Origin of the sequence: Kitasatospora sp. NPDC059571, from assembly GCF_042735675.1 — a bacterium.
Lineage (GTDB): Bacteria > Actinomycetota > Actinomycetes > Streptomycetales > Streptomycetaceae > Kitasatospora.
Window position 1 is genome coordinate 1 of the sequence record NZ_JBHWBW010000251.1, and the last position, 10,910, is coordinate 10,910.

Sequence of the window (10,910 nt, forward strand, 5' to 3'; positions counted from 1 at the left end):
CCCGGTCGAGCACGGGCCGTGGGCCGGGCGGCACACCCCCCCCGGCGGCGGGCGGGTGCGGTTTCGGCAGCCCCCCGCGCGCCCCACGCGGGGGGGCCGAACGCACCGCGGGACGGTCAGTGCACGCCCTCGAAGAGGCTGGTGACCGAGCCGTCCTCGAAGACCTCCTTGATCGCGGCGGCGATCGAGGGGGCGATGGAGAGCGTGGTGACCTTGTCCAGCTGGAGCTGGGCCGGGGTCGGCAGGGTGTTGGTGAAGACGAACTCGCTGACCCGGGAGTTCTTGAGGCGGTCGGCGGCGGGGCCGGAGAGCACGCCGTGGGTGGCGGCGACGATGACGTCGGCGGCGCCGTTGTCGAAGAGCGCGTCGGCGGCGGCGCAGATGGTGCCCGCGGTGTCGATCATGTCGTCGACCAGGACGCAGACGCGGCCCTTGACGTCACCGACGACCTCGGCGGACAGGATGGTGTTGGCCTGGGTCATGTCGCGGCGCTTGTGGATGATGGCCAGCGGGGCGTCCAGACGGTCGCACCACTGGTCGGCCACCTTCACCCGGCCGGCGTCGGGAGAGACGATCGTCAGCTTCGAACGGTCGACCTTCTCGCCCACGTAGTCGGCGAGCATCGGCAGCGCGAACAGGTGGTCCACCGGGCCGTCGAAGAAGCCCTGGATCTGCGCGGTGTGCAGGTCAACCGCCATCAGGCGGTCGGCGCCCGCGGTGCGCAGCAGGTCGGCGATCAGACGGGCCGAGATGGGCTCGCGGCCGAGGTGCTTCTTGTCCTGGCGGGCGTAGCCGTAGAACGGCAGGATCGCCGTGATGCTCCGCGCCGACGCCCGCTTCAGGGCGTCGATCATGATCAGCTGCTCCATGATCCACTGGTTGATCGGAGCCGTGTGGCTCTGGATCACGAAACAGTCCGCGCCGCGCGCGGAGTCCAGGAAGCGCACGTAGATCTCGCCGTTGGCGAAGTCCAGGGCCTTGGTCGGGACGAGCTCGGTCCCCAGCTCGCTGGCCACCTCCGCCGCCAGCTCGGTGTGGGCACGGCCCGAGAAGAGCCTGAGCTTCTTCTCACCCGACGTCGTGATCCCGCTCACTGCACCGTCTCCTCGCGTTGCTGCCGCACATGAACCCGCTGCGGCGCACCCGGGCGGCGAGCGCTCGGGCCGTCGGTCAGCGGGGGATTTGGGGTACGCCGAGACGCGGACGATTAGCCCAGTGGCGCACGTATGTACTCCAGGTTACGCGCCCCGCGCCGAAGCGTCCGCCCCGGGACCACATCCCAAGATCCCCCACGGACCTCGGAAGTCGCCTCAGTTCTCCTCGGTCCCGGCCGTCCCCGCGGCCTCCGCGGCCCGCGCCGAGGCCGTACCCGGGCGGCGGCGGGCCACCCAGCCGGCGACGTTGCGCTGCTGCGCCCGGGCGACGCCCAGCGAACCGGCCGGGACGTCCTGGTAGATGACCGAGCCGGCCGCGGTGTAGGCGCCGTCACCGACGGTCACCGGCGCGATGAACATGTTGTCCGAGCCCGTACGGCAGTGCGCCCCGATCACCGTGCGGTGCTTGTTCACACCGTCGTAGTTCACCGTGACGGACGCCGCACCCACGTTGGTGCCCTCGCCGATGGTGGCGTCGCCGATGTAGGAGAGGTGCGGCACCTTGGCGCCCTCGCCGAGCTCGGAGTTCTTGATCTCCACGTAGGTGCCGGCCTTGGCCTTGCGGGCCAGCTTCGCGCCCGGGCGCAGGTAGGCGTACGGGCCCACCGAGGCGCCCTCGCCGACCTCGGCCTCGATCACCGTGGCGTTGCTCACAGTGGCGCCGGCGCCGATCGCGCTGTCGGTGACGGTGGTGTTCGGGCCCACCTCGCAGCCCTCGCCGAGGTGGGTGGCGCCCTGCAGCTGGGTGCCGGGCAGCACCACCGCGTCGGGCTCGTACGTCACCTGGACGTCGAACCAGGTGGTGGCCGGGTCGACCACGGTGACGCCGGCGCGCATGGCGCGCTCCAGCAGCCGGTCGTTGAGCATCCGGCGGGCCTCGGCGAGCTGGACGCGGTCGTTGATGCCCACGATGTCGCGGTGGTCGGCCGCGACCACCGCGCCGACCCGGTGGCCGGCCGTGCGCAGGATCTCCAGCGCGTCGGTGAGGTACTCCTCGCCCTGCACGTTGTCGGTGGTCAGCCGGGTCAGGGCCTCGGCGAGCAGCTTGGCGTCGAAGGCGAAGACACCGGAGTTGATCTCGTTCAGCGCGCGCTGGGCGTCGGTGGCGTCCTTGTGCTCGACGATCGCGGCGACCGCGCCGTCCGCGTCGCGCAGGATGCGGCCGTAGCCGGTGGCGTCGGGCACCACGGCGGTCAGCACGGTGACGCCGTTGCCCTGCTCTGCGTGGGTGTCCGCGAGGGCCTGCAGGGTGGCGCCGGTGAGCAGGGGCGCGTCGCCGGTGGTGACCAGCACGGTGCCGTCCAGCTCGACGCCGTCCGCGGCGAGCGCGGCGAGCGCGGTGCGCACGGCGTGGCCGGTGCCGTTCTGCTCCTCCTGGACGGCGGTGCGCACGCCCGGGGCGGCCGTCTCCAGGTGGGCGGCGACCAGCTCGCGCAGGTGGCCGATCACGACCACCAGGTGCTCGGGCGTCAGCTCCTGGGCCGCGGCGACCGCGTGGCCGACCAGGGAGCGTCCGCAGATCTCGTGCAGCACCTTGGGCAGCCGGTTGGACTTCATCCGGGTGCCGCCGCCGGCAGCGAGCACGACGACGGCAGCAGGCTTGTTGGCACTCACGCGGGAGGCTCCTCGGTAGTTCTGAGGGAGGGTCGGCGCGGCGGCCGGGCGCTGCAGGGCAGTGCGCTGTGCTCCCGGAGGAGGATTCGAACCCCCATAAGCTGGACCAAAACCAGCTGTCCTGCCCTTAGACGATCCGGGACGGATGCCGTGCACGGGTGCGCACCGGCAGACGCCGGCGGGCAACGCAGGCCTAAGCGTACGGGGTGCGCCGCCCGGCATCCACCATCACCGGCGGACCGCACCTGCGACACGTCTTCCCTTCCCGGGCGCCACTACCTACGATGCCGTAGGTTACGGAAACGTAGGTACCGTTCCCTCACCCGAGGACGCCCACCATGACCATCCAGGCCGGCACAGCACCCAGCCGGGCGGCCGAGCCGCCCGCCAGCCAGGTCTCCGCGACCCTCGGCGGCGAGAAACAGGGACCGGTCGAGCGGATCACCCTGGCCCTCTTCATCGGCATCCCCTTCGTCGCCCTGCTCGCCGCCGTCCCGGTGGCCTGGGGGTGGGGGATCGGCTGGACGGACCTGGCCATCGCCACGGTGATGTACTTCGTCGCCTGCCACGGCATCACGGTCGGCTACCACCGCTACTTCACGCACGGCTCCTTCAAGGCCCGGCCGGCGCTGCGGGTCGCGCTGGCGGTGGCCGGCAGCCTGGCCGTGGAGGGCCCGCTGGTGCGCTGGGTCGCCGACCACCGCAAGCACCACCGCTTCAGCGACAGGGAGGGCGACCCGCACTCGCCCTGGCGGTACGGCGAGAGCGTGCCGGCCCTGCTGAAGGGCCTGTGGTGGGCGCACATGGGCTGGCTCTTCGACGAGGAGCAGACCCCGCAGCACACCTACGCGCCGGACCTGGTGGGCGACCCGGCCATAAGGCGGGTCTCCCGGCTGTTCTGGCTCTGGACGACGATCTCGCTGCTGCTCCCGCCGCTGGTCGGCGGCCTGGTCACGCTCTCCTGGCAGGGTGCGCTCACCGCCTTCTTCTGGGGCTCGCTGGTGCGGATCGCGCTGCTGCACCACGTCACCTGGTCGATCAACTCGATCTGCCACGCGCTCGGCCGGCGGCCCTTCCGCTCCCGCGACCGGTCCGGCAACGTGTGGTGGCTGGCGGTGCTGTCCTGCGGCGAGTCCTGGCACAACCTGCACCACGCCGACCCCACCAGTGCCCGGCACGGCGTGCTGCGCGGGCAGGTGGACTCCTCGGCCCGGGTGATCCGCTGGTTCGAGCGGCTCGGGTGGGCCAGCGACGTCCGCTGGCCGCGGGCCGAGCGGATCGACGCCCGCCGCGCCGTATGACCCGCCCGCTGCAGCATGATGTAGGGGTGAACGGGAGCAACGCAGACACCGCGGACGGCCATCAGCACGCACCGGGCGGGGACGGCGGCGCCACTGCGGCGCGCACCCGCTCGGCTCCCGCGGCCCGCGGCGGCCGGGGCGGCGGCCGGGTGCGGATGACCGGCAAGCAGCGCCGCGAGCAGCTCCTGGAGATCGGCCGCTCGGTCTTCGCGGAGCGCGGCTACGACGGCACCTCGGTCGAGGAGATCGCCGAGCGCGCCGGGGTGTCCAAGCCGGTGGTGTACGAGCACTTCGGCGGCAAGGAGGGGCTGTACGCGGTCGTCGTCGACCGGGAGATGCAGCTGCTGCTGGACATGGTCACCGGCGCGCTCACCGGCGGGCACTCGCGGGAGCTGCTGGAGCAGGCGGCCTTCGCCCTGATGGACTACATCGACACCTCCACGGACGGCTTCAAGATCCTCGTCCGGGACTCGCCGGTGGCCCAGTCCACGGGCACCTTCGCCTCGCTGATCAGCGACATCGCCACCCAGGTCGAGGACATCCTGGGCCTGGAGTTCAAGTCGCGCGGCTTCGACGCCCGGCTGGCGCCGATGTACTCGCAGATGCTGGTGGGGATGGTCGCCCTGACCGGGCAGTGGTGGCTGGAGGTGCGCAAGCCGCAGAAGGCCGAGGTCGCCGCCCATCTGGTGAATCTGGCGTGGCACGGCCTGGAGGGCCTGGAGCGGCACCCCAAGCTGGTCGGAGAACGGCAGGCCTGACGGGTCCGAGGTGGTCGCGTGGCGGTGTTCTTGCTGGCAGTGGGTGCGGCCTGCTGCCTGGGCCTGGGTTTCGTGCTCCAGCAGCACGCCGCCCAGCGGGCCCCGAAGAGCGACCTGCTGCACTGGCGGCTGCTGCTCGACCTGGCCCGGATGCCGGACTGGCTGCTCGGCATCGCCTTCATGGTCACCGGCCTGATCCTGAGCGCGGTGGCACTGAGCCAGGGCGAGGTGGCCCTGGTGGAACCGCTGCTGGCGACCAACCTGGTCTTCGCGATGCTGCTGGCCCGCTGGCTGACCGGGACGAGACTGGGCCGCTCCGGCTGGATCGGGGTGGTGCTGATCGCGCTCGGGGTGACGGCGTTCATCGCCGCGGGCCGCCCCCAGGGCGGCGGGGCGGAGGCCGGGCCGCTGCGCTTCTGGCTGGTGGTCGGCATCGTGGCGGGCCTCGCCCTGCTGCTGGTCTCCCTCGCCCGGCGGATGCCGCTGTTCGAGGAGGCCACCCTGCTGGCCCTCGCCGCCGGCCTGCTCTACGGCCTCCAGGACGCACTGACCCGGATGACCACCGAGCGGCTGGACTCCGGGGGCGTGTCCGCGGTGGTGCACAGCTGGCAGCCGTACACGGTCGTGGTGATCGGCGTGGTGGGGCTGCTGCTGGTGCAGTCGGCCTTCGAGGCGGCGCCGCTGCGGATGTCGCTGCCCGCCCTGACCGCGGCCCAGCCGCTGACCGGGATCGCCTGCGCGGTCGGGTTCCTCGGCGACGAGCTGCGGGTCACCCCCGTCGCGATCGCCTTCCAGGTGGTGGGGCTGCTGGCGGTGGTCGCGGGCGTGGTCGTGCTCGGCCGGCACCCGGCCATGCCGGGCCACCACCACCTGCACCGCTGACGCCGCACGGCCGGGCCCCGGGGGCGGCGGCTCAGCGGCGCTGCGCGACCGCGAAGATCCGCCGGAACGGGAAGACCGTGCCCCGCTCCCCGGCCGGGTAGGCGGCGCGCAGCAGCGCCCCGTACTCGGCGAGGAAGGCGGTGCGGTCCGCGGGGTCGGCGAGCCGGGCGAGCACCGGGCGCAGTGCGGTGCCCTTGACCCACTCCAGCACCGGGTCCTCGCCGGTGAGCAGGGTGAGGTAGGTGGTCTCCCACACATCGGCGGTGCAGTCCGCGGCGAGCAGGGTGTGCAGGTAGTCGGCCGGGTCGTGGACGCCGGCCCGGACGGCGCCCTCGCCGAGCGCCTCCCGCCAGCGGGGGCTGCGGCGCAGCTCGGCCAGCAGGGTGTGGCTGGGCGCCTCGAAGTTGCCGGGCACCTGGAAGGCCAGCACGCCGCCGGGCCGCAGCGCCGCCGTCCAGCGGGGCAGCAGGTCCAGGTGGCCGGGCGGGCGGCCGGGGCCGGCGGTGTCCAGCCACTGGAGGGTGGCGTTGGAGACGATCGCGTCGGGCCGGGCCGGGGCCGGGTCCCAGCTGCGGGCGTCGGCGAGCTCGTAGCGGGCGGTGGGCTCGCCGGTGGTGCGGGCGGTGGCGAGCATGTCGGCGGAGTTGTCGACGCCGGTCAGGCGGGCGTCTGGCCAGCGCTCGCGCAGCAGCGCGGTGGAGTTGCCGGGTCCGCAGCCGATGTCCAGCACGACCGGACCGGCCGGCAGCTCGGGGACGCGGGCCAGGAGTTCGCCCAGCGGGCGGGTGCGCTCGTCCGCGAAGCGGAGGTACTGGTCCGGGTCCCAGCGGGGGGTGCTCGCGGCGGCGGGCGGGGTGTCCTCGGGCATGGCGCCCTCCCAAAGTATCTCGACATCAAGATATCCGATCGAGAGACTGCGCCTGAAAATTCTCGATGTCAAGAGACTTCACATCGACACAACCCCCGATACACTGATCGACATGGAGGACGAGGTCGACCGGCTGGTCGCTGCATGGCGCCGTGAGCGCCCCGACCTCGACGTGGAACCGCTCGAGGTGCTCAGCCGGGTCAGCCGGCTCGCCCGGCACCTCGACCGCGCCCGCCGCACCGCCTTCGCCGAGCACGGCCTGGAGCCCTGGGAGTTCGACGTGCTCACCGCCCTGCGCCGGGCCGGCTCCCCGTACCAGCTCTCCCCCGGCCAGCTGCTCACCCAGACGCTCGTCACCTCCGGCACCATGACCAACCGGATCGACCGGCTCACCGGCAAGGGCCTGGTACGGCGGCTGCCCGACCCCGACGACCGGCGCGGCGTCCTCGTCCGGCTCACCGACGACGGCCGCGACAAGGCCGACCAGGCGCTCGCCGGGCTGCTCACCCACGAGCGCGAGCTGCTCGCCCAGCTCTCCGCCGGGCAGCAGACCGAGCTCGCCGCCCTGCTGCGGCAGCTGGTCGCCCCGTTCGACCGGGCCGGCTGACCCCTCCTCAGGCCCGGGCCCGGCCACCACCCGGACGAAGCCGACGGGTGGCCCGCCACCGTGCGTGGTCCGATGGGAACCGACCGTGAACGACCGGTCGCCCACGCTCCCGGAGGAGACCCCCCGTGCACCGCCTTCCCCGCCTCGCCGGCGCGCTCGGCGCGGCAGCCACCGTCCTCGCTCTGCTCACCTCGGCCCCCGCCGGCGCCGTCGCCCCGCCGCTCGCCGACCCGCACATCGCCGTCCACTTCGACCTGGCCAGGGGCCAGATGCCCGAGAACATCGCCCTGGAGCCGGACGGCGCCGCCGACGTCACCTTCGTCGGCGCCCACCAGATCGCCCGGGTCGACACCGACGGCCGCATCCGCGTCCTGGCCGACCTGCCGACCCCGCCGGTGAACAGCACCCCGGTGGTCGGCGTCCCCGCGCCCACCGGCATCGTCCGCACCCCCGACGGCAGCCTCTTCTTCAGCTACGCCACCGGCACCGCCGACCTCACCGGCATCTGGCGGCTCTCGCCGGGCCGCGCCCCGCAGCGGATCGCCGCCCTGCCGCCGGACGGCTTCCCCAACGGCCTCGCGCTGGACGAGCACACCGGGCTGCTCTACTCCGCCGACTCCGTCCTCGGCGTGGTCTGGCGCGTCCCGCTGCACGGCGGCACCGCCACCGCCTGGGCGCAGGGCCCGGAGCTGCGGCCGGCCGGCTTCCTCGGCGCCAACGGCATCAAGGTGCAGCACGACGCCGTCTGGGTGAGCAACACCGACCGGGGCACCCTGCTGCGCATCCCGATCGGCGCAACCGACCGCGGCGACGGCGCCGCCGGCCCGATCGAGACCCGGGCCACCGGGCTGGCCGGCATCGACGACTTCGCCTTCCCCGGCCGGGACGACACCGCGCTGGCCGCCATCAACAGCAGCAGCCAGGTCGCCCGGGTCGCCCCCGACGGCGCCCACACCGTCGTGCTCGACGCCGGCGACGGCCTCTCCAACCCCACCGCCGTCGCGATCAGCGGCAGCACGGTGTACGTCACCAGCGCCGCCTACACCACGATGAAGGACCCGAACCTGCTGCTGGCCCGGCTGCGGCGCTAGCGGTCCTCCGGGCCACCGCGGCGCCGGTCCGTGGGTACGGCAGCCCGGCCGGGGTCAGAAGCCGTCCGGGTACGGGGCGCTGAGGGCCGGGACGGGCTCCGGTTCGGGGGTCACGTACCCGGGCAGCAGGCCGGCGAGCCGGCGCCGCACCTCGTCGTCCGCGTTGACGGCGGCCGCCGAGTACAGGCCGGTCAGCCCGCCCGCGAGGTCCTCGGGCCCGGCGTCCTCGGCGCCCACCGTGGCGAAGATCCGGCCGTGCACGGTGGGCAGCCGCTCCTCCCCCTCGGAGAACAGCGCCTCGTTGAGCTTCTCCCCGGCCCGCAGGCCGGTGTAGCGGATCTCCACCTCCTCGGCGCCGAGCTGCACCTGGCGGGCGAAGTTGTGCACCAGGTCGACGATCCGCACCGGCTCGCCCATGTCGAGCACGAACACCTCGCCGCCCTCCGCCATCCGGCCGGCCTCCAGCACCAGCCCGACCGCCTCCTCGATGGTCATGAAGAACCGCGTCACGTCCGGGTGGGTGACCGTCACCGGGCCGCCGCTCTGCAGCTGTTCGGCGAGCACGGACAGCAGCGAGCCGCGCGAGCCCAGCACATTGCCGAACCGCACCGCGGAGAACACCCCGGTGCCGAGGTTGCGGGCGTCGCGCGCGTTGGCCTGCACGATCAGCTCGGCCAGCCGCTTGGAGGCGCCCAGGACGGAGGTCGGGTCGGCCGCCTTGTCGGTGGAGATCAGCACGAAGCGCTCCACGCCGGTCGCCAGCGCCGCCTCGACCAGGTGGTCGGTGCCCAGCACGTTCGACTTCACCGCCTCGCTCGGGTGGCGCTCCAGGAGCGGCAGGTGCTTGTGCGCCGCCGCGTGGAAGACCACCTCCGGTTTGAGGTCGCGGAAGATCTGCTGGATCCGCGGCCGGTCCCGGATGTCGGCGATCACCAGCGACTCGTCGGTGAGCAGCGCCTCGCCCCAGATCTCCAGCTGGAGGCGGTGCAGGTTCGACTCGTCGTGGTCGAGCATGTAGAGCGCGGACGGCGCGAACGCCTGCACCTGCCGGCACAGCTCGCTGCCGATCGACCCGCCCGCACCCGTCACCAGCACCCGGCGGCCCTCGATCACCGCGCGGACGTCGGCCGAGACCACGTGCACCTCGTGACGCCCGATCAGCCTGTTCACGTCCAGGCTGCGCATGTCCGAACCGACCACCTCGCGGCGCAGCGCGGAGAGGAAGGACGGCAGGTAGCGCACCGCGGCGCCGGCCCCGCCCGCCGCGGTGGCGAGCGCCCTGACCTGCTGGTGCGGCAGCCCGGGGATCGCCAGCACCACCACCTGGACGCCGTGTTCCACCGCGGTGGTGCCGAGCGCGGCGAGCGTGCCGAGCACCGGCACGCCCTCGATCTCGCCGCCCGCCTTCGCCGGGTCGTCGTCGAGCACGCCGACCGGCGCGAGCCCGAACTCGGGCGTGCGCTGCAGGTCGCGGACGAGTGCCGACCCCGCGGCTCCGCCGCCGATGACCAGCGTGCGCAGCCCCGTCGACCCGGCCGGATGCTTCGGCATCGGAACGGTGGGCTGGTTCAGGCGTGCGGCGGTGCTGTTCGGCGACATCTGTCCTCCGGTCTCCCTGGCCTGACGGAGAGGTACCTGGGTGTGGCGCCGGGCCGCTGCCCCGGCGTGGTGAGCGGGGCGCCGCGGGTCAGCCGGCCCCCGGGCCGGCGGTCGTGGCGACGGTCCGGGTGTGCACCGCGGGGTGCGGCGCACCGGAGCGGGCCGCCGCCGCGGGCGGGCCCGCGACGGGCGCCTCCGCGGTCGGCGGGTCCGCAACGTCCGCGGGCGGCTGCGGAAGCGGTTCGGGCAGCGGCGGGTCGGAGGGCGTGAGGCCGGCCCGCCGGGCCACCGCGACCGCGGCGAGCGTGGAGTGCACGCCCAGCTTGCCGAGGACGTTCTGCATGTGGGTGCGCACGGTGTGCGGCGAGAGGTAGAGCCGCTCGGCGACCGCCTGCCGGCCGAGGCCGGCCACCATGCAGCGCAGCACCTCCTCCTCCCGCGGGGTGAGGGTGCCGACCAGCCGCTCGCTCTCCGTGCGGTCGCGCCGGGCGCTGGTGAGCTCCCGCACCACGCCGGTGAGCAGGGCGGGCGGCAGGTGCGTCTCGTCGCGCAGCACGCCGCGGATCACCGTCATCAGCCGGGCCAGCGAGCTCTCCCGGGCGACCCATCCGGCGGCCCCCGCCTGGAGGGCGCGCACGGCGCGCTGCGGGTCGTCCGCGGTGGCGAGCACCACGGCGCGCAGTGCGGGGTGGCTGCGGCAGACCCGGGCGGTGAGCGTGATGCCGTCGGCGAACGGCGGTGCGGGGGTGCGGGCCGGCCGGCCGGCCGCGCCCTCGCGGCGCTGGTGCGGCAGGACGGCCAGGGCCCGGGGCGGCGCACCGTGGTCGGCCCGCGCCGGTCGGGCCGGTCCGCGCCGGGCGGCGTCGGCGGCCGTGGGGTGCGGGCCGAGGTCCGCGTCGACCAGCACCACGTCGTACGGGCGCCCGTCGGCGGCGGCGCGCTCCAGCGCGCGCTCGGCGGCGGCCGGGGGGGGCGCCCCCCCCCCCCCCCCCCCCCGCCGCGGCGGCCCCCGGGCGGGCCCCCCCGCGCCGCCCGA

The 10,910-nt window shown here is 74.3% G+C and carries 10 protein-coding genes and 1 tRNA gene; 5 read left to right on the top strand and 6 right to left on the bottom strand.

All coding sequences use genetic code 11. The features are described 5' to 3' along the window. Positions 1-116 precede the first annotated feature (116 nt). From ACFV0G_RS24535 to ACFV0G_RS24545, 3 genes are all read right to left on the bottom strand, one after another. Positions 117-1,094 carry a ribose-phosphate diphosphokinase gene (locus tag ACFV0G_RS24535; RefSeq protein WP_380551781.1) on the bottom strand — a complete coding sequence of 326 codons (978 nt, stop codon included), beginning with the start codon at positions 1,092-1,094 and terminating at the stop codon, positions 117-119. Positions 1,095-1,310: 216 nt separating this feature from the next. Further along, entirely contained in the window at positions 1,311-2,768 is a 1,458-nt protein-coding gene (glmU, locus tag ACFV0G_RS24540; protein ID WP_380551783.1) for a bifunctional UDP-N-acetylglucosamine diphosphorylase/glucosamine-1-phosphate N-acetyltransferase GlmU, read from the bottom strand. 71 nt (positions 2,769-2,839) lie between these two features. Next, positions 2,840-2,910: transfer RNA gene (locus tag ACFV0G_RS24545), tRNA-Gln, on the bottom strand. 196 nt (positions 2,911-3,106) lie between these two features. Here ACFV0G_RS24545 and ACFV0G_RS24550 point away from each other — a divergent pair. Genes ACFV0G_RS24550 through ACFV0G_RS24560 form a run of 3 tightly spaced genes read left to right on the top strand, consistent with a single transcriptional unit; the run spans position 3,107 to position 5,709 of the window. Further along, complete coding sequence (locus tag ACFV0G_RS24550; RefSeq protein WP_380551785.1) at positions 3,107-4,069, top strand: acyl-CoA desaturase; 963 nt, start codon at positions 3,107-3,109, stop codon at positions 4,067-4,069. 26 nt (positions 4,070-4,095) lie between these two features. Continuing rightward, positions 4,096-4,827 carry a TetR family transcriptional regulator gene (locus ACFV0G_RS24555; RefSeq protein WP_380551787.1) on the top strand — a complete coding sequence of 244 codons (732 nt, stop codon included), beginning with the start codon at positions 4,096-4,098 and terminating at the stop codon, positions 4,825-4,827. Between the two features lie 18 nt (positions 4,828-4,845). Further along, positions 4,846-5,709 carry a DMT family transporter gene (locus ACFV0G_RS24560; RefSeq protein WP_380551789.1) on the top strand — a complete coding sequence of 288 codons (864 nt, stop codon included), beginning with the start codon at positions 4,846-4,848 and terminating at the stop codon, positions 5,707-5,709. A 31-nt stretch (positions 5,710-5,740) separates the two neighbouring features. Here ACFV0G_RS24560 and ACFV0G_RS24565 read toward each other — a convergent pair whose 3' ends face one another. Continuing rightward, positions 5,741-6,577 (bottom strand): methyltransferase domain-containing protein, encoded by an 837-nt coding sequence (locus tag ACFV0G_RS24565; RefSeq protein ID WP_380551792.1) that lies wholly within the window; start codon positions 6,575-6,577, stop codon positions 5,741-5,743. 112 nt (positions 6,578-6,689) lie between these two features. Here ACFV0G_RS24565 and ACFV0G_RS24570 point away from each other — a divergent pair, with 112 nt between their 5' ends. Together ACFV0G_RS24570 and ACFV0G_RS24575 are read left to right on the top strand one after the other, a co-directional pair. Then, positions 6,690-7,184 carry a MarR family winged helix-turn-helix transcriptional regulator gene (locus tag ACFV0G_RS24570; RefSeq protein WP_380551795.1) on the top strand — a complete coding sequence of 165 codons (495 nt, stop codon included), beginning with the start codon at positions 6,690-6,692 and terminating at the stop codon, positions 7,182-7,184. Between the two features lie 125 nt (positions 7,185-7,309). Then, positions 7,310-8,275 carry a hypothetical protein gene (locus ACFV0G_RS24575; RefSeq protein WP_380551798.1) on the top strand — a complete coding sequence of 322 codons (966 nt, stop codon included), beginning with the start codon at positions 7,310-7,312 and terminating at the stop codon, positions 8,273-8,275. A gap of 54 nt (positions 8,276-8,329) precedes the next feature. Here the strand turns inward: ACFV0G_RS24575 and ACFV0G_RS24580 are convergent, their stop codons facing one another. Further along, positions 8,330-9,874 (bottom strand): polysaccharide biosynthesis protein, encoded by a 1,545-nt coding sequence (locus ACFV0G_RS24580; protein WP_380551801.1) that lies wholly within the window; start codon positions 9,872-9,874, stop codon positions 8,330-8,332. Positions 9,875-9,962: 88 nt separating this feature from the next. Then, positions 9,963-10,820, bottom strand: coding sequence for a LuxR C-terminal-related transcriptional regulator (locus ACFV0G_RS24585; protein WP_380551804.1), 858 nt, complete (start codon positions 10,818-10,820; stop codon positions 9,963-9,965). Positions 10,821-10,910 lie beyond the last annotated feature (90 nt).

Coding starts and splice junctions, on each gene's coding strand:
- ACFV0G_RS24580 (WP_380551801.1), bottom strand. CDS start 9,874: ATGTCGCCGAACAGCACCGCCGCACGCCTGAACCAGCCCACCGTTCCG.
- ACFV0G_RS24565 (WP_380551792.1), bottom strand. CDS start 6,577: ATGCCCGAGGACACCCCGCCCGCCGCCGCGAGCACCCCCCGCTGGGAC.
- ACFV0G_RS24550 (WP_380551785.1), top strand. CDS start 3,107: ATGACCATCCAGGCCGGCACAGCACCCAGCCGGGCGGCCGAGCCGCCC.
- ACFV0G_RS24570 (WP_380551795.1), top strand. CDS start 6,690: ATGGAGGACGAGGTCGACCGGCTGGTCGCTGCATGGCGCCGTGAGCGC.